The following is a 25,172-nucleotide window of genomic DNA, read 5'->3' as shown; positions in this document are numbered from 1 at the left end:
TTGGGTGAATGGATTGATGAACTGCCGACGTATCTTTCAGCTGACCTTTCTTGTTTGTCTGGCGACGTCATCGGCTGGATGGGCCCAATCGCCTCAGCAGCGAATCGCAACGCTGCGTGATTTTCTGAAGTCGAGTCGTCAGTCCGAGTCAAAAACGCCAATCCAATCTCCGGTCGTGGCGCAGGTCGCCGCCACCGATTCGATTGCCGCTCCGATCGTCACTGCGGGGGGCGTCACTGCGGGGCCACCCAACATTCCGCCCGAAAATATCCCGGCACAGAAAATTCCTTTTCCCGCGGGAAGCTACCATGGCAAAGCACGCGTTGCCGGAGCGAGTGAACCGGACATCGGACGTCGCGGTGAAGATCCCTGGGATTTAGCACGCCGCTTGGGGATCGCGGACAATGCGTCTTATCCGATTCCCGAAGACCTCCGCTTTGACGATCTTGCTCGCCAAACCGCCGCCGATGCCCATGCGAAAAGCGTCGGATGCATTCATTGCCACACCGATGTGGGCCACATGCATCCCGTGAACTCGATTCAAATCGGGTGTACCGATTGTCACGGTGGCGATGCCACCGCGACCGACATTCGCACCGCCCATGTTTGGCCTCAGTACGGACCGGCCTGGAAAGACTCGGGCAATCCCGTTCGCAGTTACACGATCTTGAATCACGAGTCGCCCGAGTTCATTCGGTTTATGAACCCGGGTGATTTACGCGTTGCCCATATCGCGTGCGGACAATGTCACGCGAACGAAGTGCTACAGCTTCGCAAGAGCATGATGACCAACGGGTGCATGTTGTGGGGGGCCGCTCTTTACAACAACGGTGCCACGGGGGACAAGCGACCTCAGCATGGCGAATCGTATAGCATGAACGGCAAGCCTCAGATCATGCAAACCGTACCGCCGCCGACGGAATACGAAATGCGGCACAAGGGCGTGCTGGCGTCGCTGAACCCGTTGATTCCGTATCAGGTCAGCCAGCCCGGTAACGTACTGCGGATCTTTGAGCGCGGCGGTCGCTTTCGGCCCGAGATCGGGATTCCCGAACGACTCGAAGAACCCGGTCGTCCACGCGAACGTTTGAGTTTGCGGGGGCTGGGAACCGAAAACCGGACCGACCCTGTCTACATCGGTTTGGCAAAAACACGACTGCTCGATCCGACACTGAACTTTCTCGGCACCAATGACCACCCCGGCGACTATCGCAGTAGCGGCTGCAGCGCGTGTCACGTTTTATACGCGAACGATCGCAGTCCCACCGCCAGCGGATTCTTGGCAAAGTACGGTAACAATGGCACCGCGGCGGCCGAGCGAGATGAATGGGTCAAATACATCGACCCGACCATTCGCAAGGATCAACCGGGACATCCGATCCAACACAAATTCGAATTGCGAATGCCGACAAGCCAGTGCATGGTGTGTCACATTCACCCCGGCACCAACGTGTTGAACAGTTATCTCGGTTACATGTGGTGGGATAACGAAACCGATGGCGAGTTGATGTACCCGGAAGAACAAAAGGAATTGACCGCCGAAGAATACATGCGTGCGACTGAGTCCAACCCGAACGAAGCGGCCGCGCGAGGGCACTGGAGCGACCCTGAATTCCTAGCCAATGTCAGCGATTTGAATCCTCATTTGCGACACACCCAGTTCGCAGATTTCCATGGTCACGGTTGGGTATACCGAGCGGTGTTCAAGAAAGACCGTCACGGCACGTTGTTGGATTGGAAGAACGATCGGCTACCCGAGGTGTCGACCGAACAACTTCAAGAGGCGGTCAAGCCGTCCACGCCCACCGAACAAGAGGTTGGACGTTGCCGCCCCGATGCGCCGGTTCATATGCAGGACATCCATATGGAAAAAGGGATGCACTGTGTCGATTGTCACTTCTATCAAGACAGTCACGGCAATACGAAACTGTATGGCGAAGTCCGCGCGGCGATCGAGATTCAATGTATTGATTGCCACGGCACGGCCGAAGAATCGCTGGTCGAAAAAGTCGACAAACAACTCGAGGCTGGCGAAGTGGCGAGATTGCCAACCAGCGGTCCGGCGGCGCCCGAAGGTGGCACGAATCTGTTGACGCTCGGCACCACCTTTGACAAACCACGCTTCGAGATCTTGCGTGAACCTGGAAAACCGCCACGATTGATCCAACGCAGTACCGTTGAACCGGATCTGTTTTGGGAAGTCAAACAAACGGCCGATACCGTTCGTCCGGACCATCCTGACTACAACGCGCGTTCGCACGCCGCCAAGACGGTACGGATGGGCGCCGATGGACGTCCGACTTGGGGCGGCACGAGCACTGAGGATCTATTGGCGTGTGCCCATCGCAACGAAAATATGTCGTGCATCGCTTGCCATAGCTCGTGGAACCCGAGTTGTTTCGGATGCCATTTGCCACAACGCGCCAACATCAAGTCGCCGGAACTTCATAACGAAGGCGACGTCACGCGAAACCGAACCAGCTATAACTTTCAAACGTTACGCGACGATGTCTTTATGCTCGCTCGCGATGGAACGGTGACGGGAAATCGAATCGGTCCGGCACGCAGTAGCTGTGCAATTCACGTGACCAGCTACAACGCCAACCGCGAAGCGATCTACACGCAGCAACAAACGATCAGTGGCGATGGAATGAGCGGCATTGCGTTCAGCACCAATGTTCCCCATACGGTTCGCGGTGGCGCCGGATTGATCAACGAAACCGATCCCGGCCATGGCGGCGTTTACGAAACCAAAAGCTGTACTGATTGCCATCTTTCGGTCAATAACGACAACAACGCGATCATGACTCAGTTGTTGATGCAAGGAACGGGATACACCAATTTTATTGGCAAGTACTGTTACGTTGCTGCGGGTGAGCATGGCTTTGAAGCCGTTGTCGTGACCGAGACCACCGAACCGCAGGCGGTGATCGGAAGCTCGCTGCATCAGCTTGCGTATCCAGACAACTACGAAGAACATCTCGAGCACGACCGCGAACTCGAACACAGCCACGAGCATCCGGGGCGTGACATCTTAGAAACCTTATCGCTGCGTTATCGCAAGCCAGAAATTTTAGATCTGCAGCATCGTGGCGAGTACATTTATGCCGCCTGTGGTGAAGGTGGCTTCCGCGTCTTTGACATCGCGTTTATCGATCACAAGGCGTTTAGCGAGCGGATCACAACCGCGCCAGTCTCGCCGCTGGGACAACGCTTCTATGTGCGAACCAAGCATGCTACCGGCGTCGCTGCACCGAGCACGATTGCACCCGATCCGACTCGCAAACAAGATCCTGCGAATGAAGAGTCCGCAGTGCATCCGCTCTATGCCTACATTTATGTGACCGACAAAGAAGAAGGTCTGATCTTGGTCGGTGCCGGGACGCTGCTGGACGGCAATCCGCTGAACAACTTTTTGGAACGAGCGTTAACGTTCAATCCGGATGGGATTTTGGACGGAGCCGAATCGATCTCGATCGTCGGGACGTATGCCTACATCTGTTGCGAAGAAGGACTGGTGGTGGTCGATTTGGATGACCCCACAAAACCGAAAATCACCAGTGTGATTGGGCACGAAGAACTTGAGCACCCGCACCGCGTCGCAGTTCAGTTCCGATACGGATTTGTCACCGACAAAGAAGGGGTGAAGGTGCTTGATTGCACCGATCTTGCCCACCCGCACGTGGTTCATCACGTTCCACTGGAAGATGCGCATGGCATCTACGTGGCACGGACTTATGCGTATGTTGCCGCTGGAAAACATGGGCTCGCGATTTTGGATGTCGAGAATCCGCTACGTGCCCATGTGGATCAAATCTATGACGCGAACGGTTGCATCAACGATGCACACGATGTCCAGCTTGGGATTACCAACGTCAGCCAATTTGCCTACGTCGCCGATGGTAAAAACGGTTTGCGAGTGATCCAGTTAACGAGTCCCGAGGTGCACGGAAACGATGGCTTTAGTCCTCGTCCGCAGCCGTATCTGGTCGCCAGTTACAAGTTGCCAAAGAACGGACACGCGTTAGCGATCAGCCGTGGGATGGACCGTGATCGTGCGGTCGATGAGAGCGGCAATCAGATCGCAGTCTTTGGCCGCATCGGAGCACGTCCGCTGAACAAGACCGAGACCGAGAAGATGTATCGTCAGCCCAACGGCAAACCTTGGTTCACCAGTGACGATATCTTTGATTCCAAGGTCTTCGATTTTCCCGAGGAACTCGGTGGCGTTCGCTTCCGAATTTCGGACTAGGCTTGGCCGTCGCGAAAGTCGCCAAGAGTTTCGACTTTTGTGAGCCGTGGGCCGTAAGGCACCGGGTAACGCGGTTGTCAGTCGCGGGACGTAAGACATCGGGTAACGCTAAAAACCCGGCCGCTCACGCGTCGCGGCTCACCCACTACTTGTGATCGAAAACGAACACGGGATCGACGACTGTTTTCTTGTGCGTTAATGCGTCAACGACTCGGCCCAGCAACAACACACTCGGGGTATCGTTGGCGTTCTTGTAGACCAGCGATGCGAGTTCCTTGGCAGCACCGGCAAGGTCACTTTTGTGATAACAGTCCAGCGCCTTTTCATAACTCAGCCGCAACTGTTGCCAATTAGGGTCGGCATCGGGATTTAATTCGTACAACGTCACGACCTCGTTGATCCCGAGCGGTTTAGCGTCCGCCAAGTGACGTGTCTGCAGTACGATCTCGCTTGCTGCCCCTTGGCACTTCGTAACTTCATCGAGTGTCGATGAGGTCAGTAGTACCCGAACCCCAAACGCCTTCGTCATCCCTTGCACTCGGCTAGCGACGTTGACGGTGTTACCCAACGGGCCGTATTTAAATTTGACCTTTGATCCCGTATTGCCTACCTGGGCGACGCCGGTGTTGATTCCGATTCCAAAGCCGAACTGGTCGCTGGTGATATCACTCCACTTCTGACGAAGTGGTTCGATTTGTTTCAGCATCAGACTTGCTGTACGACACGCACGCAGGGCGTGATCGGGTTGTTGTGCGGGGGCTCCCCACATTGCCATCAATTCGTCGCCGATGTAGTCGACCAGAACGCCATCGGTTTCAATCACACATTGACTCAGTTCCGTCATCACATCGTTGATCCACTCGATCGTGCGTGCGGGGCCGACCCGTTTTGATACGGCACTGAAGCCACGAATGTCACAAAACAACACAGTCACCTCAGCGTCTCGGCCGAGCAGCAAATTTTCGTTTTTCTCGAGTCGATCGGTCACCGCGGGCGAGAAGAACTGAGTCAACGAGGCTCGCAGTGATTCCTCGTGCTGGCGTGCCAAACCCGAGGCGACTGCACTGGCCATGACTTCTAATAACGTTGCTTCAAGTTCGCCGATCGGTTCGTTGCTGCGGTCATCCACGACGCGGCGGTCGCCATAAACCACCCCGATCACTTCGCCCGCCTTGTTGAACATGGGCGCGGCAACGGCGCGATCCAGACTGATCATCGACGAGCCTGCGGTCTGCAGATAGCTATCGGGTTCGTAGATCACTGTCTTCTTCGTCTGCAGCACATTGTCCAGCAGCCGGGTGCTGCCCGAGGGTAACGGTTCGATCGTTTTGCTGTCGGTGAAGTTAATCGACGAATCTGATTCGAACGAAAACATTGAGCGAACGGTCCAGTGATCGCTCTCAAACAAAATCACGAAGGCGCGGTCGAGTTCGATCATGTTGGCGACCGCGCGCACCGCCGCTTCGAAAAATTCGTTTGATCCGGCGGCCTTTTGCACCACGGTCAGTGCCTGACGCACCAGACTGACGGCGACAGCGGCGGGGTTTTTGTCGCTCGTTTCGTTTTTCAGTTGGCCAAGACGTGCGTCCTGCGTGCCGTTGGTCATGCTCGATTCGACGGCTTCGAGCGTCCGCATGGATCGGTCATATTCGACCGGCGCGTTCATCGATTTGAGAGTAAAGGTCAGCATCAATTGCTGAGGCAATTTGACGGTGACGTTGCCCGATACCGAAAGCGATTGCCCAGGGCCAACGACCAGATTTTCGTCGCTGACCTGGAAACTGTTGGTTGAATGAATATTGACTAGCCGCAGACCACCGTCGCCATTGTCCTCGACCCGCATCGAGCGCCGCGAAACGCCGATCATGTCGATTGGAGCGACAGCGAGGCGGAAATTGCCATTGCCGACATTCTGGGTTCGCAGCAATTCTTCGCCATGATCCATCCGGCCGATCTCAAGCGGCAGACTCGCCTTGTAGACGTGGTTCGTCTCATCTCCCAATTTGACAATCACGTCAACAAATTTCACTACAACGACCTCGCGGGAATTTCGGTTAAAAGAATGCTTTGAAAAAGGGGACATCTCGGCAGGATGACATGCAATTTACTTGCAGCATCCTACCCCACCGATTAGCTTCACAATAGCGTTATACCCTATCCTAGCGGGAACTCTTTAGCCCCGAGACGATCTATGTCCCGTTTTTCCGTGCGTCGTGCCCTGCGAGCTGCTCGTAGTTCACGCCGCCGTCTGTTGGTCGAGTCCCTTGAATCGCGTCGCGTGCTGGCGACGTTCGTCGTCGATACACTCGTCGATACCGATCCACAGTCCAGTTTCTGTGCCGCATCTCCGACGCCTGGAAACGGAACCTGTTCGATTCGCGGCGCGATTGCGGCCGCGGACAGCAATCCAGGGCCGGATCGCATCGAGATTGCGGCAGGCACATACAATATCGATCCGAATTTTGGCAGTTTCGATCTTTTCGAAGCTCAAAATCTCGATTTTGTCGGTGTCGGTAACGGGCCGGATGCGGTCGTCATCGATGGCGGAGGCGTCTCACGAGGCTTCGATATTTTCGGTAGCGGTGCTCCCCACACGTTGACCATGGAAAATTTGACGATTCAAAATGGGGTTGCAAATGATGGTTCCGGCGGTGGCGGGATCAATATCTTTGGTTCGGGTTCGTTAGTATTGCGTGATGTGATTCTGCAAGACAATCGCGCTGATGAAGATTCGCAATTTCCCGGCTTCACCTCCTCCGGCGGCGCAATCCAAGCCGGTGTCAACGTGACGATCGAAAATTCAATCCTCCGTCGCAACATTGCCTCAGGTAATGGAGGAGGAATCGATTTTTCGACCACGGATCAGCCACAGACGCTGACGATCCGTAATTCGACGATCGAAAACAATGACACCGGAGATTCCGATACCGATTTCGGGCTCGGCGGAGGCGTTAACGTCCGCGGATTTAATTCGTCCTTGATCTTGGACACCGTCGACGTTGCCAACAATGCAGCAGGCGACTCGGGAGGCGGCGTCTATTTCGAAGGATCATCGGTCACCGTGACCGATTCTAGTTTCATTTCGAACCAAGCGTTAGGATCCGATTCGGGCGGCGGAGGCTTGTATCTTTTCGGCGACGCGCTGAGCAATTTTTCGTTTGGCATCAGCGGCGGTCGGTTCGAATCGAACTCGGCGGTCGCGGGTGCCGGTGGTTTGGAAGCAGTGGATTACAGCGGTACCATCGACGGCACCACCTTTTTGCAAAACCAAGTGCTCGGCCAAGGCGACCAATTTGATCAGGGAGGCGGTGCCGTTGCGGTATTGGCTGATCCTGATACCAACCGCACGGTGACGATTCGTAATGCCGATATTCGCCAAAACGAAGCACCGACCGCTGGCGGGATCGCCCTAGTGAATGTCGATCTGGTGCTCGAAGATTCGGTCCTCGATGGCAATCAAACCACCACGCCACAAACCCCGGGGGCCGGCGCCATCGGCGCGGTCAGCAACTCAGTGACTCAGCAGGTGACGATCACCGCGTCGACCATCACCAACAATGTTTCGATGAGCGAAGCTGGCGGTATCGGCGCAGCCGATGTCGATCTGGTGATCACCGACTCGACGATTTCGTCCAATACCGCTCAGGCGGGCCGCGGCGGTGGTATCGGATTGCTCGGCAACCAACGCAATCCGATCTTGACCGCATCAAGCGTGACCGTTGCCGGCAATCAATCGGGAAGCGATGGTGGTGGGCTCGCGTTTGACAACGCCGGTTTTGATCTGACCAACGTCACCATCACAGGAAACCAATCAGGGCTGCAAGGTGGCGGCATCGCGGTGGGCGCGAGTGCACCGGGCGTTCAGCACGCGATCACCTTTTCGACCATTGCCGATAATCAATCGCTGAGCTCGGGATCCAATATCGCTGCCCAAGGCGAACCGATTTCGATCCAGGCGAGTCTGTTTTCCGGCGGCGACGGGATTGCTTTACCGGGCACCTTCGTCTCGTTGGGCGGCAATCTCGATAGCGGACAAAGCATGGGGTTCAATGATCCCAGCGATCGGAACAATACTGACCCGCAATTGGGGCCACTGCAAGACAATGGCGGGCCGGTCTTTACCCGAGCAATTGGCCCGCAAAGTCCAGCGATCGATGCCGCCCGCAACACGCAAGTGCTGGTCGATGCACGGGGCACCGTGCGGCCTCAAGACGGTGATGGCGATAACCAAGCCTTTCCCGATATCGGGGCTTTCGAACGGCTCGCACCACCGCCAATTATCGTTACCGCAGTCGATGACAATTCGTTGGGGATCCAGGAAGACGACCCGTTGACCTTTATCGATGTGCTTGCCAACGACTTGCCCACCGGCACGTTGACGGTCACCACCGTCTCTGCGGCAACTCGAGGCACTGTGACGATCGCCGCGGGCGGCAGCGGGCTTAACTACCTGCCTCGCGCCGATGAGTTTGGACTCGACGTTTTTACCTACACCGTCAGCAATTCGTTAGGCCAAACCGCTTCGGCGACCGTGCGTGTGAATATCACCGCTGTCAACGATCCGCCAATTGCCGGTAATGATGTCGTGGATGTCGCGACGCGGCAAGTGTTCGCCATCCAAGAATCAGATTTGTTAGCGAACGATTTCATCGGTGCTGCCAATGAAACCAATCAAACCCTCAGTATCGTTGATTTGCCACTGACTACCGTTGCCGGTGCGACCATTGTATCAAGCGGAGGCATCATCACGATCACTCCCGATCCTAATTTTGTTGGGCTGAGTGACTCGTTTACCTACACGCTTAGTGATGGGATCGACACGGCGACGGGAACCGTGGTTTTGAATTTCTCGACGCGAGTCGGCGGCCATGTCTATTGTGATGCCAACGGCAACGGCAGCGAAGACAGTGGCGAAGCCGTGGTCGGCGGACGCGTGTTCATCGATGCCGATGGGGATCGCACCTTTGATCCGGGCGAGCGAGAGACGCAAACCGATTTGTTGGGGGATTACTTCTTTTCGGGCTTGGTCAGTGGTCAAGCGGTGATCGTGGCGGAAATTCCTGCGACCTGCCAAACCATTCCTGATAACCCCGGAGTCATTCGCAGCCAATTGGACGCAGGATTGTTGGCTCGTTCGATCACAGCAGCCGATGTCGACGGCAACGGCGATCTCGAGATGATCGTCGCCAGCGATTTGTCGGGAACGCTTAGCGTGATCGATGTGGTCGGTGGAAACCTATCGCTGATGCGTGAAGTGACGCTGGGCAATCGGCCTCAATCGGTCTTCGCCTACCCGCCTGCCTCGGCAAACAGTTCGGACACGCCGCTGATCGCGGTTGCCGCGATTGGGCTGCCGAGCGAGGGAGGACAAGTCTACTTTGGCAACGATTCGTATGATTCGTTTCCGATCGCTGCCGGCGCGATCGATGTTGCGGTCGACGATTTTGGTGATGGCTTGCCCACCGTGGTTGCCGCGTCGTTTCGCCAATCCGGATTGACGTTGTTCGCGCCCGATGGACGCTTCGCACCTCAAGAATTGTCGGTCAACGCATCGCAGATCACATCGATCGCGACGGGGGATGTCGATGGAGACGGCGACAACGATATCGTCGTCGTCGGAATCGGCTACGACACGACGTTTGAAAGTGGTGCGTCCAGTGGCGATAGCGGCAGTGAGATCAGCATTCTACTGAACAACGGCAATGGCAGTTTCTCGCCGCTTGCCGATGGACAATCCGATGCGAATTTGACCAGCAAGTATGTCGATGTGACGTTGGCCGATATTGATGGCGATGGTCAGCAAGAAATATTGGCACTGGATCAACGCCAAACGCTTCGTGTCCTGCGGTTGGTTGGCGGGCAAGTTCGCCTCGTTTCGAGTACCTCGGTGACAGCCAAGGCTTCCAAGCTTGCTGTGGGGGATTTCAATCGTGATTCGCAACTTGATGTTGTTGTCGCCAGCAACAGCAATGACGTGATTGAGATCTTTGTAGGCGATGGGGCTGGTAATTTTAGCTTGGTTAAATCGATTCAGGATGTCTTTAATCCCATCGATTTGACTGTTGCTGATTTCGACCAAGATGGCGTCGATGAGATCGCCGTGGCCAACCTGTATCGCCGCTCGGTGGGCGGAAATAATCCCGATCCGTTGTTGCCAAGCACGGTCACCGTGCTGAAATTGCAAGTGGCCGAAGAGTCGGTTGTCGTCGATCAAAACTCGGTTAGCGTCGACTACACCTTCCCTCGTGTGACGCCAGGCTTCAGCCCTCAAACACGAATGGATGTCAACGCCAGTGGCGAAATCACGGCGAATGACGCGTTGATGATTATCAATCAACTCAATCGGCAAAGCAGCGCCGAAGGCGAATCATTGGCGGGCGAATCATTGGCCCGCGTGCGGGCGGCTACCGATGTCAATTTGGATGGTGCCACGTCGCCGCTGGATGCACTGTTGGTGATCAATCATCTGAATGAAAACCGTGGGCAAATGATGGAATCTCGCCAAGGCGAGCAGAGCCTTTGGTTTGCCACCGACGATGACGAGAAATCGCTGACGACGGCGGTCGACGATGTCTTCGCAGCGGGGCTGTTTTGATTTTCCCGCTTCTACGGCATGTAGTTGATTTGCACCATCGCTTCGTAATCGAACTGTTCGTCCAGTCCATCACGAAGTGGTATCGAGATTGCCGGGGTTACCACGCATTTGTCATTGACGAGCAAGTGGATGCCGGCGGTGGCGTTAACGATGTTAAAGTGGTTGGCCAAATTGCTGTAGCGAAGTCCGCCCGCGGTGACGACGTCCGATTCTTGCAGCGTCGCGGTGTAGTGCAACTCGGTGTTTAGCAACGCTTGTTGAATCCAACCCGCGTTGGGGTTCCCGTTGCGATAGATCGACCGTGTCGCGGCCACATCGAGATGCATTAACGTCGAATCCGTGAATTTGCCAATCACCGGAAGGGTGTTGTTGATCCGGTTCCCGCGAATGGGATCTCCGTTGGCAGCGATGTCAAGTTGTATGTAGGTTTGCAACGTAACGTCTTCGCTCACTCGGTAAAGCAATCCTGAGAACGGCAACAAGTGGACGCTTTCGTTTTCGACGACCAACAAGTCTTGCCCGCTGCTGCTACGCAGCCGAGTGTCATCGGCGGTAGGGACGCTGATGCCAAGCCCTGCACTCCAAATGTAGTGATCACTAAAACTCAGCAACGCTTTGGGAATGATCGTCAGATTTCCGATCTCAAAGTTGCGGTCTTGCCGTGCTCCTAAGGTTTGCGTGCTGCCGTAGGTGGCAGCGGTTGGCAAGCGAAATTCAACCGAGAACAGATCCTCAAACAAAACCTTCTCGACTCCCAGCGTGTAGCGGCTGATGTCACCGAGGCCACCGAAGGCATCATTGAAAAAGCTGTAGTTTAGATAGATGCGATGACGAATCGCGGGAGAAAAGTTCTCGGCGACTTTGACGCGTCGTGTGGAAACGCCAGGACCGGGAACGGGAATCGATGTCGTGCCGGTTCCACTGACTTCGCCAGTGTAACTGTAAGTGACAAACCACTTGTCGCCGTCGAAGTAAATGGCTGGTGAATCGTTCTGCGAAGGCGGGTTCGCCGCGCCGGCACTATGAACGGCCGTCGCCGTGCTCGGGTCGAACACGAATCCGGGCCCCGGCGAGGTTGGAGTGTCCGAGGTGGGTAGCGGTTCGGTCAGAAAGAAGGTGTCGATGGAGCCGTTGCCTGAGCTGTCGAAGCCGGTGCCGGTAGTGAAGATGTCGTTGTGAGGTACGTCGTTGCCAGCTTCGAACGCGATGATCGAGTTGGGGGAACCGGGACTGCCACCGGGCTGAATATTTCCGGGCAACAGATGAGAGAACGTGATTGTTTGAGTGCCTTGGAAGCTCGAGAAACCGCCTCCAAAGAAGTCGCCAATGATCGTGGGATCGAACGAATACGAACCTCGCGTGGCTCCAAAGTCCGAGAATCCTGGATTGGCATCAAATTGCGACGAATCAAAGTCGCCCGCAGTCGGGGCACTAAAGTCGGGAAGCGGGGCCAGCGGTTGCACTTGTTCAGGTTGTGCATTGCCTGAATCGTTGCCTGCGTTACTGCCTGCTTCTGCGGTGGGAAGGTCGAGAGTCGGAGGTGCTTGGGCGACGATCCCCTGAGCACCGCATTCGCCGGCAAAGATCAATGCGACTGTCATCGGCAAGGCGATCCAGTGCGACGCTTTGCGTTGACGTGGGGCAGGATTAGAGAACAGCGGCATCGATTCGTGGGGTTGCAGTCAATGATGGATGGTACAGTTCGTCTTCGTCATCCGAGCGCTCCCACACGTAGCGAAAATTGCCAAGACTTTCGATCAAGCGGTGCGAACGTGTTTGCGACGTCCCGACGCAGCAATCTTTGTCGGGCCTTCCCCATCTCGGGCCTTCCCCATCTCGGGGCTTCCCCATTGCTACGGCAAATAGTTGATCTGCACCATCGCTTCGTAATCAAACTGTTCGTCCAGCCCGTCACGCAGTGGAATCGACATTGCGGGGGTCACCACTAATTTGTCGCTAAGGACGAGGTGTAAACCTGCGGTTGCGTTGACGATGTTAAAGTGGTTGGCCAGGTTGGCGTAGCGGAGCCCGCCAGCAGAAACCACGTCGGAATCTTGCAGTGTCGCTGTGTAGTGCAACTCGGTGTTAAAGAGAGCTTGCTGGATGAAACCTGAGTTGCGGTTGCGATTTCGATAAATCGACTTTGTTGCGGCAATGTCAAGATGCATCAAGGTCGAATCGTTGAACTTACCGATCTGTGGAAGCGTGTCGCCGACGCGATTGCCGCGAATCGGGTCGCCGTTGGCCGCGATATCCAGTTGCATATAACTTTGGAAGCTAAGGTCGTCGCTGTAGCGGTACATCAAACCGGTGAACGGCAGCAAGTGAACGCTTTCGTTTTCAACCACCAACAGGTCTTGTCCGTTGCTACGCAGCCGAGTGTCGTCGGCCGTCGGCACGCTGACGCCAACCCCCGCACTCCAGACATAGTTGCGGTCGTACAGTAGAACGCCTTTGGGGATGATCGTCAGATTTCCGATTTCAAAGTTGCGATCTTGCCGCGTTCCGAGTGTTTGGGTGCTGCCGTAGGTGGCAGCAGTCGGCAATCGGACTTCGACCGAGATCAGATCCTGTAGCAGAACATGTTCGATCCCGAGCGTGTAACGGCTGATGTCGCCGAGGCCACCAAAAGCGTCGTTGAAAAAGTTGTAGTTCAGGTAGGCACGATGACGAACGACGGGTGAAAAGTTTTCTGCGACCTTGACGCGTCGTGTGGAAACGCCCGGCCCAGGGACAGGGATCGACTCGGCGTGATTTCCGCCCACCGCGCCGTTGTATTGGTAGGTGACAAACCAGTTGTCGCCATCGGTGTAAATGATGGGAGTTCCCGGCGGAGGATTTGCAGCACCGCCCGCGTGGACCGCGGTTGCCGTGCTAGGGTCAAAGACGAATCCGGGACCGGGAGACGTTGGAGCATCGGATGTCGGTAGCGGCTCGGCCAGAAAGAAGGTGTCGATGCTGCCGTTTCCGGAACTGTCAAAGCCCGTGCCCGTGGTGAAGATATCGTCGTGGGGAAAGTCGCCGCCGACTTCAAACGCGATGACCGAGTTGGGCAAACCGGCTCCGCCGGACTGAATATTACCCGGCAACAATTGATTAAACGTGACCGTTTGCGTGCCTTGGAAGCTCGAGAAACCGCCGCCAAAGAAGTCGCCAATGATCGTCGGATCGAACGAATACGAACCTCGCGTGGCTCCAAAGTCCGAGAATCCTGGATTGTTGTCAAACTGGGATGCATCAAAATCGCCTCCAGCCGGTCCGCCAAAATCCTGCAGCGGATCGAGAGGTTGAGCGACTCCGGGCGGTTGAGTGGTACCGGGCTGTTGAGTGGCACCGGGCGGTTGAGCAATTCCGGGCGGTGTGTCGCCAGCGAAATTCCCTGCCCCCGGTCCTTGAGGAAACGATCCTTGAGGAAATGGGGCACCAGGCGACTGTGGCACCTGAGCCATGCTGGTGCTGATTCCGCATGCGATCCAGATCACGCATACGCCCACCCATCGCAAACCATTCGAAGATGCCGCTGCACGGTGGCGTTTTAGGGGATTTAGGATCGCAGTCATAAGTTTGTATCGTTACATCTAAGATTGGTCGGTGTGGCCAGAGCGACCGCTTTTTCCTCGCGCGACATCGAATTTAGGATTGGCAGCTCGACAGCGTCGACACGGAGTCGCCGCACCCCCCTTTCGATACGTTTAGAATAAATCGTCCAATTGATGCAATTGGAATCATCTAACCATGAAATGCAGGAACAAGGGACCCATTTTGCCCAAGTTCGCACTTTTGTAGCGGAGCGAGCGCAAGAAAGTGCCCCTATTGTTTCACCACACTCAGTGGCAGCCGCAGGTGATCTAGCAAGTACGGCGGGCTGGCGGTTGGGTGTTGCGACATGCCTTCGGCTTGGCTTTCTTCGGCCACCGTTCGTGAAACATAGGCAATCGTTTCATCAAGCGTGACCACGCCGTCGCCGTCGGCATCGGCTTGTCCGTTTAAAGCTTCGATCAAACGGGTGGTGAAACGACCCAATCGCGACTCGACCACTTCGGCCGCTTCTTCGTCCCCTTCACTGGCCGTGATCGTGATCACGACATCGTTTTGTAACCAACGCAGCGCACTCTTTAGATCGTCCACTCGCATCGCCGATTGCACTGCACCGCTGTGACAGGAATCGAGAATCGCGAGCTTGCGGCATGGCAGCGCCGCCAATAGCGACAGATCCTCGAACGACAAACAATTGGCGTATTGGTCGTTCATCAATTCACGATAATCGGCATCATGAGTGACGAAGTACCACTGGTCGTTCCGCCGATCATGCAGCCCATGACCACACAAATACATGACGACCAAATCGTCGGGCGAAATCGTCTCGGATAACTGCTTGACTGCCTCGGATGCATAAATTTTCCAAAGCGGCCGAGTCGCCTGGTCATCGACCAATTGTTCCGTGGTGACGTTGTACAAGGATCCCGCCGCATCGCGCAGCGTATCGGCAACGGCGGTCGTGGCTCCGGCGGCAAAGTCGAGTGATTGAATTTGCGGGTCGCTGTAACTGCCCACGCCAATCGCCAGCAGATGCATTTGCGGCTTTCGCTTCGGCGGTTCCGTGCGTTCATGAGGCAGTCGAATCAATACGCGATCGATCGCATCGGTGTCGGTCGCGGCGATCACCTCGAGCTGCAACTGAGGATCACTCGGCACACGAAAGGTCCACTCGTATCCCACGGTGCGAATCCCACTCGCTTCGTCGACTTGGTCCGAAACTTGTCGTTTCGCCGTCGAGGGGACACCACTGATGAACGCCTTGGGATCGACAAGGCGAGTCCCCAGCGGAATGCGGAAGTCGGCGCGAACGACAAGTTCATCACCTCGGACAAGCTCACCAGCTTGCGGCGAAATCAATTCGATGTGAGGTTTCGTCAGGTATTGGTTTACGATCGAAGCGTCCCCTACGGGCGGATCGATGCGGCTGAGCGAGCGACGCATCGCCGCAGGCAGACTGCCGGTTTCCAACAATCGCCGGATTACATCAGGCCGCTCGAGTGTTTTGCGAAACTGGGCGGCACGAAAGAAATCAGGCAATTGCTGCACGCCGCGATTGACCTGCCAACCAAATCGTTGGTGTCCATTGAACGAGGCATCGTAGTAACCCGCCGGTGTCCACATCGCCCATTCGCGGTCTCGGTCGACAAGTAGCGTCGCGAGCGGACGCCACGCGGGAAAGCTTGAGACGGTTTCCAAGGCACGTCCCAAACGCACAAAGCGAAATTGGACCAAAGTGTCAAACGGCAGTGATAACAATGCCGCTTGAACTTCGACAGCATCCGATGTTTCTTGCACATCACCCACCGCATCGGCCCATCCGATCGACGATAACGTGTCTCCTTCGCGAACACCACGAAAGTACAGCGGTCCTGCCTCACGCACCGACGTGGCGATCAGTCTTCCATCTTCGATTTCGAATTCGGCACCCCAGCGGTTAATGCTTTCCGAATCGGTGAACAAATTCTCGAGATTCCATATTCCAATCGTTGCGTCGTCCGAGCCGGTTGCCAGAAAACGCGTGTCACCCGAAGCGGAGATCCATCGCACGCCGCCGGAGTGTCCACGAAACTGACGAATCAATCGCGGTGGATCCGATTCATCACACGCGTAAACGTACAAAATGTTTCGCCCTTTTGTGCCGACCACGACTGCCGTGCCCGCCTGTTTTGCATCAATCGTGCTGATGGCAGAAACCGCCCCGTGGGTATCGGGTATCAGCGGCAACAAGCCTAACGGTTGCTCATCGCGATACAGCCGATAACGACGCTCTCCGTTCTGCTGGTCTTCGGTGCGAACGGTCCAGCGGTTGGGGAGACGTTGGTTGGGAAGGTAATCGTCCGGATTGATCTCCGCGTCGCCCTTCAGCGAAATTCCCGACAAATCAAACACATCAGTGAAATCTTTCGAGTCGCCCCGCGTCAAGGCAATCGTGTAGGGCGATGTTTCTTTGGCGAATGCAACGTGCGAAATTGGCATCGCAGGCGAATTCAACACTTCGCTAGGCTCCGCAGCAATGCGTCCTTCGTCGTCGATGTCATAGAGATGGATTTCGCTGTTCACCGCGACGATGGCTTGGTTTTTCGGAACGTCGATGCGACCGGTGGGGATTGCGGTGGGGGGATAGGTTTCCGAGCGAAGGATCAGGGTGTCGCCGCTGAGATCCCAAAGCTGCAGTCGCGACACGGTTTGTCCTTTTCGCATTCCTGCCAAGTCCGTGCCCACCAAGAGGCGTTGATGTGAAACATCAAGGTCGACAAACAGAGGTCGACCGCCAATTTTGATATGACGATGCCGTGTTACCGTTTGTTTGTCATCGAAATCCCAAACCGCGAGCGTACCATCGGCGCCTGCAGCGACCAGTGACCGACCATCGCTCGAGGCCGCGATACAGCGGACGTGATACGTGAAGGATGTTTGCTCTAACAAACGGGTTTTGCCAGAGAATCGGTCAACGCGTTGCAGCTGCCAAGTAGGAGCAACGATTTCTTTTTCGGTTTCGGTGAGGCCTGTGAAGTGGGCCACCACCAATTCGTTGTCACCACGAAACGTCACGGGAACAAAGCCGCGTGAGCTACGGATTTGGCCAGCGATTTCCGCACCATAGACAATCGAATCTGGCTGGATCACCGTTTTCCCCGACCACAATCCAGTGTCCTGATCGGATTGCCATGTCATCACTCGGCCTTCGACATCGTGCGACGCCAAGACTGCCGATTTCGTTTCGGCTGAGTCAGCATCGACATTGCCCGGTGACCAAGCGAGCGAGGCCACGACTTGGCGATGACCTGCGCTGAAATCCACCAGCGGTCGCACCAATTTTCCGCTGATTGCATCAACGATCCAAATTTCGCCAAGCGATCCCATCGCACCGTGTCCGGCCATCGCAATTTGGTTGCCGTTGGCGGCCAAGGCGTAGATGCGGCCGCGAGGGCCTCGTTGAACCTGCCAACGAATCGTGCGATGATGTTTCCAGGGATGATCTCCTAACGGCGAGCGACGCCAAACGTGCAAGTCTTTGTCTTCACCCGCAGTGAGCAGCGTTTGGTCATTTGACGCGTTGGTTTTGCCCGCTTCGTTTTTTTCGGTCTCACTGTTTGCGGTATCACTGGCCGTGTTCGGCGAATTTGCCAATTCGATCGCTAGAATGCCTCCGCTGTGACCGTTGTAATCGAGTCGCAGAATGGGCTGGATTCCACCGGGAAGTGCATTGCCGCCATCGATTGCTTGGGGGGCCGAGTCTTGCGGATCGGTTGCGATTCCAGGCAATTGGCTCTCCCCAGGCAGTTGGTCGAGCGTCGCGGGACCGTTGGGCGAAGCACCGGGCAGCGTGGATTCCGTCGGCAATTCGCTCGACTGCGTCCCTTTACCTGGCAGCGTCTGCTCGTTGGGCAGTTGCGCAGACGCATTCGCACCGCTGGCGATCCCTAGCAATAGCAACGCACCCCAACGGATGCAAATTTCACGCGGTGCACTTGTCATATATTTTTACTTTCCCCTTCGACCCGCCAAACATGGCTGTGGACTATCATGATAGCGGGTTACGAACTTTATTGCCTTGGATTGACTGTGAAAAAACGCAGCGTCCCCATTGAGTCGTTTTGAAAACGACGACTCAGCAAATCTACGACTCGGGAAAACGAGCCATGTTGGAATCGAAAAGGATATTGATGAAACTCTCTCGTTGGTTGTTCGTTGGCGTTTGCGCACTGATGCTGCTTGTGGTGATTGATCCTGCACGCCCGGCGTTGGCTCAGCCGCCCTCCCCTGCCCCGCCGACTTCCACGACCCCCGCATCGCTGGCGATCTCGACGATGTTTTCGCCGCTCGATGTGCCTCAGCGGAAAACGATGGGATTGCTGCAACGAAATTTCTTAGAGATGGCTGGTGGTGACGAAGGCGAGCTGGAGGTGGCATTGGTCATTGACGGCACCAATTCGATGTCGGCGGAACTCGCCGGAGTGCGTGGTTCGATCGACCGCATGCTCGATGACCTACGGCGTTTTCGCAAAGGCCAAGTGCGGGCTTCGATCGTTGTCTATCGTGATTATGGTTCTCCATCGGGCGAAGTCAGTATCGTTTTGCCAACGTTCACAGCGGATAAGGCGGCCATTGACAAGGCGGTCGAGTCGCTGCATCCCGAATCGGGCGAGCCCTTCTTTCATGAGCTCCCCGACGTGGGACTGCACACTGCGATCACGCAATTGCCATGGTCGGACAGCCCCGACGTGGTCAAATGGATAATGTTGTTCGCTGATGCGCCTCCTTATTCAGTGACATTCCGCGACGCAAAGTACCCGGGGGCCCATCGCCGTTTCACCAACGAGCTGTTGGTTTCGCTCGCCCGCAAACGCGGAATCCAGATTAATTGTATTCTTTGCACCAGCAGCGACGACAACGTCCAACCCTATCAGCAGGTGGTGGATCAAACGCGTGAATTCATGAGTGAACTTGCGTCACAATCCAGTGGCGTGATGTTGGATTTGTCGTACCCGGCGATCCAAACCGCGTTGATCGAAGCGGGCAAGCGGCCTGAGATTCAATATGCCAAATTAGATCCGATCAATGCGTTTGATCTCGCCGCGGCGCGTCGCCAGGAGGACCCGGTCGCCGCGACCGATGCTTCGCCTGCTGCGGCGACGAACGTCAGCATCGCGGTGGTGCCTCATGAACCGTTGGAAGGGATTCGTTTCGATCCCGATCGATCGTCGGTTCAAGTGGCCACCGCGATTCGCCACCGGTTTGCCTCCTTGCCCGGCGTCCGTGTGGTCAGCACGATTGATATCCAGCGTCAATTGCGTCGTTTGCGTGCTGAGGGGATGACGCACACGCAAGCGATCCGTGGACTTGCGGGACGGCTACGCGCGGACTACGTCGTGTGGGGGTCGGTCGCGCCGCAGACTCAACAGGTTCAAACCGCGGCCTATCGACGTCGTGATGGCGAAGCGGTGATCCAAGTCGCTTTTGATGGCGACTATGGACAAGTCGCCAATGTGATCCTGACGGCCGCCAGCAAAGATCCCTCACGCGATCCCATCCTGGCTCGATTGGCGAACCATGCGATGGGCAGTGCGACCAAAGCGATGTTGCAGTCTCCGATCGCCGAAACGGCCGCCACGTCGTCCGAGTTGTTGGCGGCGCTCGAGGCACTTGAGCAGTCGTTGGCCTTCGCAGGCGACAGTGACGAGTCGATCGAGTTATTGAAAACGGCCGAAGCATCGGCGCGTGCGGCGGTGGAAGCCGAGCCGCGAAATCCACTTGGGCATTGGTTGTTATCGAACGTTGCGTTCAATCAAGCGATGCGAGATTATCAGCGAGGTGCGTTGGATGAAGCAAAGGCCCGTATGTCTCAGATGAAATCGTCGTTACGGCGGGCGTACCGCAACCGGTCGACGATCGAGGCAACAAGTTTGTCCGAAGAAATTGCGGGCGACTATGCGTTGTTGGTTGACCGCAACGTCGAGGACGCGATCACGCAGTACAAGCTGCTGGTGGATCCGGCGATGCCACCCGCCTCGCAGTTGCGAGGACACTGGATGTTGGCGGGTGTCTACGCGGGCGATTGGGGAGTGCCGGATTCGTTTGCGAACTTGAAAGAGTCGCGTCGTCATGTGATCGAGATCCTCGCGAACTGGCCCGACTCTCCCGAAGGGAAACAGTTAAAGCAGTGGTTGCGATGGGACGAAGCGAGCGGCCAGACCGAGCATGATTACCTGCCGACGATCCACGTGCAAATGAGCAAGTGGGACGAGGTTTAGAAGCAAGAGGCAGGGAAGCCAGCACGAGTGTCACTGGTCACCGCCTCCATCTGCCACCACTCCCTGTGCGCAGCACGGGAGAGGTCGGACGGGCCCCTTTAGGCCTCGTCCGGGTGAGGGCCTGCCTCGGGCTCACTCGCCCCGCGCATCAATTCCGCGTCCGGTCCCACTAGCCCCACCCTCCCGCAGTGGATCTTGCTAAAGATCCCGCCCCAAAACGACCGTCAATCACTCTCCGCCGAACACATTCAATCACAACTCCACATCACGGCAGCTGCTCCCCGCCGCAAACGCAAGCAACAATTGCGCGGACTTATTTGAACAGGAGCAAACAGAGGCAACAGAGTCAAAAGTCACGTATTCTCCTTCTGCCACCTCTCCCGAGCGCAGCACGGGAGAGGTCGGACGGGCCCTCAAGGCCTCGTCCGGGTGAGGGCCTGCCTCCATCTCACTCGCCCCGCCCATCAATTCCTCGGCCGCTCCGTCTAGCCCCACCCTCCCGTAGTGGATCTTGCTAAAGATCCCGCCCCAAAACGACCGTCAATCACTCTCCGCCGAACCATTCGACTTTGACTCCGCATCACGGCAGCTGCCCCCGTCGCAGACGCAAGGATTGATTGCGCGGACAATTTGAACAGGAGCAAACAGAGGAAACAGAGTCACAAATCATCGCTTTCTCCGTTCCCTCCCTTGTCTCCTGTTCAATCGTCTTCAGAGACGCCTTTCCCGCCGATCCACGCCCTTCCATTTTTAAATTTGCAATTGTCAATTAACCCTTTTCAATTCTTCCACCCGCCTCAGCATCGCTGCAAGTGATTAGCAATCGCAGCCAGCAATAATCGCGTCAATCATCATCACCAAGCCCCGAAAGGGACGACAGCGTATAGCCCACGGCGTGAGCCGTGGGTAACGGAACAAACCAAGAATGGAAAGCCCCGAAGGGGCGACAGGAAACGCTACGTCCATCGCCCGTTCACCGCCTCCTTGTGCCTCCTTCTGCCACCTCTCCCGAGCGCAGCACGGGAGAGGTCGGACGGGCCCTTCAGGCCTCGTCCGGGTGAGGGCCTGTCTCGGGCTCACTCGCACCGCCCATCAATTCCGCGTCCGGTCCGTCTAGCCCCACCCTCCCGTAGTGGATCTTGCTAAAGATCCCGCCCCCCCCTGAATTCTTAATCTTACTCTTACTCATAATCTTAATCTCGTCCGAGCAACCAAATCTCCGTCGCCAAACAAGAACGCCGGTTGCTCGGACCAATTTGAACAGGAGCAAACAGAGGAAACAGAGTCACAAACCACCGCTTTCTCCGTTCCCTCCCTTCTCTTCTGTTCAGTTGTTTTCAGAGACGCCTTTCCCGTCGATCCACGCTCTTCCATTTTTAAATTTGCAATTGTCAATTTGACTTTTTCAATTCTTCCACCCGCCTCCACTTCGCTGCAAGCGATTAGCAATCGCAGCCAGCAATAATCGCGACAACCAGCATCACCAAGTCCCGGCAGTGACGGCATGATGTAGCCCACGGCGTGAGCCGTGGGTAACGGAACAAACCAAGAATGAAAGCCCCGGAAGGGGCGACAGGAAACGCTACGTCCATCGCCCGTTCACCGCCTCCTTCTGCCACCTTCAGCCACCTCTCCCGAGCGCAGCACGGGAGAGGTCGGACGGGCCCTTCAGGCCTCGTCCGGGTGAGGGCCTGCCTCGGGCTCACTCGCCCCTCGCATCAATTCCGCGTCCGGTCCCACTAGCCCCCACCCTCCCGTAGTGGATCTTGTCAAAGATCCCACCGCACTGAATTCTTAATCTTACTCTTACTCATAATCTTAATCTCACCCTAGCAACCAAATCTCCGCCGCCAGCAAAAACGCTGGTTGCGCGAGATCAATTTGAACAGGAGCAAGCAGAGGAAACAGAGTCACAAGCCACCGCTTTCACCGTTGCCTCCCTTATCTCCTGTTCAACGATTTCCCCCACTGGCGTCCAGCCGTAATCTACATCCATTTTAAAATTTACACTTTTTAATCTCTCCCCCTCCCTCGCAATCTCCACCTCCGCCGAAACTCATTGCTTTGTTTGAATCTCCACCGGCCCTCACGCTCCGCCAATCAACCATCTTCATCGGCAGCTGGCCTGCAAACGACCACCATCGTCTTCAAGACCTAGCGGCGAGAAAAAATTTCTCAGAGAATTCGCTTGCAACAGCCGCGTGGATCGCCAATAATCCGATTCTTCAATCGCTGGGGCGGACTTTTAACGTGTTCCCCAGGCAACCGAAGGTGCAACCTCATGCAACATTCATAACGTTTCCCGTCCTCAGGCGGTCCTGGACGCTGACCGTTACCAATGGCTCAGGAATCGCCCAACGTATCCACGGGGCTTTTAACGGTTTTTCCAAGCGTCGGACGGATGTGTACATATCGCATCGTCGTTTCAACATCCTTATGTCCCATCAGCTTCTGAACCGTCTGTATATCCGTTCCCGATTCGACGAGATGCGTCGCGAAACTGTGCCGTAGCGAGTGCGGCACACCATTCTTGTCAATCTTCGCATGGCGAAGTGCCACTTTCAGCGCCACCGCAAATTGCTCTTCGGCAATGTGATGTCGCCATACTGTCCCAGACCGCTTGTCTCGATTTCGCTGCCGTGAAGGAAACACCCACTTCCAAGCCGCATCCTGGCACGCATTGGGGTATTTTTTGGCCAAAGCGTGCGGCAGGTAAACCTGCGCAAACCCTTCCTCGACATCCAGCCGATGAAACCGCTTGGCCACTTCGATTTGTTGACGTAACTCCGGTATCGCTTGTTCGGGCAAGAACGTAATGCGGTCCTTGTTACCCTTGCCATCGCGAACAATAATATGCCCCTCGTCAAAGCAAACGTCCTTGATCCGCAAGCGACGACACTCCTTATGTCGCAACCCAGCCCCATAGATCAACAGAAACATCAACCGGTGAACTCCGACTAACTGCTCAAGTAATCGCTCAATTTCGCCTCGGCTAAACCAAACGGGAATCGACTCGCTTGGCCTGACGCGCGTCGAAATGATGACTCCCAGCCTTTTTCCTAAGACGCACTGATAGAAAAACATGAGCCCTGATTGAGCTTGGCTCTGCGTGCTCGCAGCCACCTTGTTTTCCACGGCCAATGACGTCAAGAAGGAACCGATGTCCAGTTCGCCAAACGACTGCAAATCTTGCGAACCGACATGGTAGCTGAACCGCTTCACCCAACGAACGTAAGCTCGCTCGGTTGCCATCGCGTAATGCAGCACTCGCATGTCGCCACGCATTCGCTGAATCAAGATGGGCTCGTTGCGATTCACTTTGCCACGCAATTTGGCCAATTCCTCTTCGGTCGGCGGTGCATCCAGTTCAATGTTGCGTTCGCGTTTGCCCAGCTGAGCCAACGTCAGAACCACGTCCGACAAATCTGGCTCGCTGCGAGCCAATATTAAATCGCGGTAACATTCCACCGCTCGCACGGCCTGCCAGCGTTGCCATGCCGGAGCACCACTTGCTAGCAATGTCCTCGAGAATGACAACACCGAATGCCGATTCACGGACAGGTCATCGTCAACACCGCCGCGCTGGGCAAGTGCGTAGCGGCGTATCCACCGCGGGAACCAGGTTCGATCGTTTTCCGAAAGTCCGCTATGGGACAGCACTTTTTCCTCAAATTTCAACACCGACATGCTCGTCGACTCCTCGATGCTCTCGAGTGATAAAACCCTATATCACTCGACTCATGATGCTATCGAGTGATATAACCCAAATCACTTGACTCACCGAGTGATATAAGGTCGAATTCGATTATATCACCCGACTGACCCGGGGTTAAAAAGATAGTTACCCGACTGAAGACTTCATTTCCCTGAACCAAGACAAAGCAATGCGTTACACGACAATTGTTGCCTTGCTCTACACAGTGTTGCTGAGCAGTGTCGCCAAAGGAGCAACGCTTTTTCAGCGCGTAACGCCGAACGACAACACGTTCACCGTGAATGACAATGGGAATGAAACGCTTACATTCACCATCACTCGTGATTCGTCGATCATCTCAACTCCGAAAGACGAGAGCTACGAGATACGCAGAAACGGGAATCTCACGATACGAGACGGCACGAAAACGCTCCTCAGCGTATCTGTAGCGCCAACGACCAGAGTAAGGGGAAAGCTGATCTATCGATACACGATTGCAAAACACCTTGCCAGTAAGGCAGTTTTTCAGCTTTCCGAATCCACGCAACCAAGGGTCGGTCTTCCGGAGCTTGGCGGAGGTCGTTTAACTCAATATGGACTCCCCGATGCACCTGGATTTCCAGAGAACCCGACCCCACCTTCACCGGACGATGGTTCGTTTCGTCCACCGCCTTTCCCATCTGCGCAAGAAGACGGGTAACCAGAGAATTGCACGGGAGTGGCGGTGGCCGTGCGTTTTGAAGTGGATGATCAATTGCCGCCACCCCGTGAATTCCAGCGTTACCGGACGCAAAAGTTGCGCGGTCGATCCAGGGTGCCTGACGGTGCGCGTGCGAT

At 55.8% G+C, this 25,172-nt stretch carries 9 protein-coding genes; 4 read left to right on the top strand and 5 right to left on the bottom strand.

Annotated elements, in window-relative coordinates; translation table 11 throughout:
* The first annotated feature begins 16 nt into the window (after nt 1-16).
* Nucleotides 17-4,252: a hypothetical protein gene (locus ABD971_RS24590; protein WP_345326476.1), complete on the top strand. Its 4,236-nt coding sequence runs from the start codon at nt 17-19 to the stop codon at nt 4,250-4,252.
* Between the two features lie 145 nt (nt 4,253-4,397).
* Here the strand turns inward: ABD971_RS24590 and ABD971_RS24585 are convergent, their stop codons facing one another.
* Entirely contained in the window at nt 4,398-6,281 is a 1,884-nt protein-coding gene (locus tag ABD971_RS24585) for an adenylate/guanylate cyclase domain-containing protein (protein WP_345326474.1), read from the bottom strand.
* 162 nt (nt 6,282-6,443) lie between these two features.
* Between ABD971_RS24585 and ABD971_RS24580 the strand changes: the two genes are divergently transcribed.
* On the top strand, nt 6,444-10,847 hold the full coding sequence (locus ABD971_RS24580) for an FG-GAP-like repeat-containing protein (protein ID WP_345326472.1): 4,404 nt from the start codon (nt 6,444-6,446) through the stop codon (nt 10,845-10,847).
* An 11-nt stretch (nt 10,848-10,858) separates the two neighbouring features.
* On the opposite strand, the gene ABD971_RS24575 is transcribed toward ABD971_RS24580, so the two are convergent.
* The 3 genes from ABD971_RS24575 to ABD971_RS24565 form a co-directional block, all read right to left on the bottom strand.
* On the bottom strand, nt 10,859-12,511 hold the full coding sequence (locus ABD971_RS24575; protein WP_345326470.1) for a hypothetical protein: 1,653 nt from the start codon (nt 12,509-12,511) through the stop codon (nt 10,859-10,861).
* A gap of 189 nt (nt 12,512-12,700) precedes the next feature.
* Nucleotides 12,701-14,407 (bottom strand): hypothetical protein, encoded by a 1,707-nt coding sequence (locus tag ABD971_RS24570; protein ID WP_345326468.1) that lies wholly within the window; start codon nt 14,405-14,407, stop codon nt 12,701-12,703.
* A 250-nt stretch (nt 14,408-14,657) separates the two neighbouring features.
* The gene (locus ABD971_RS24565; RefSeq protein ID WP_345326466.1) at nt 14,658-18,365 is read right to left on the bottom strand and encodes a caspase family protein; all 3,708 of its coding nucleotides are present in this window, start codon (nt 18,363-18,365) and stop codon (nt 14,658-14,660) included.
* A 188-nt stretch (nt 18,366-18,553) separates the two neighbouring features.
* Between ABD971_RS24565 and ABD971_RS24560 the strand changes: the two genes are divergently transcribed.
* Entirely contained in the window at nt 18,554-20,641 is a 2,088-nt protein-coding gene (locus tag ABD971_RS24560) for a vWA domain-containing protein (protein ID WP_345326464.1), read from the top strand.
* Between the two features lie 2,343 nt (nt 20,642-22,984).
* On the opposite strand, the gene ABD971_RS24555 is transcribed toward ABD971_RS24560, so the two are convergent.
* A complete protein-coding gene (locus ABD971_RS24555) occupies nt 22,985-24,328 on the bottom strand; it encodes an integron integrase (protein ID WP_345326462.1) in 1,344 nt (447 codons plus the stop codon).
* Nucleotides 24,329-24,525: 197 nt separating this feature from the next.
* On the opposite strand from ABD971_RS24555, the gene ABD971_RS24550 reads away from it, so the two are divergent.
* Complete coding sequence (locus tag ABD971_RS24550; protein ID WP_345326459.1) at nt 24,526-25,035, top strand: hypothetical protein; 510 nt, start codon at nt 24,526-24,528, stop codon at nt 25,033-25,035.
* Nucleotides 25,036-25,172: the final 137 nt, after the last annotated feature.

It is taken from the genome of Novipirellula rosea (assembly GCF_039541335.1).
In the GTDB taxonomy this organism is placed as follows: domain Bacteria; phylum Planctomycetota; class Planctomycetia; order Pirellulales; family Pirellulaceae; genus Novipirellula; species Novipirellula rosea.
Note: the sequence above shows the minus strand (reverse complement) of the source record. Positions and strands in the feature narration are given on the sequence as shown.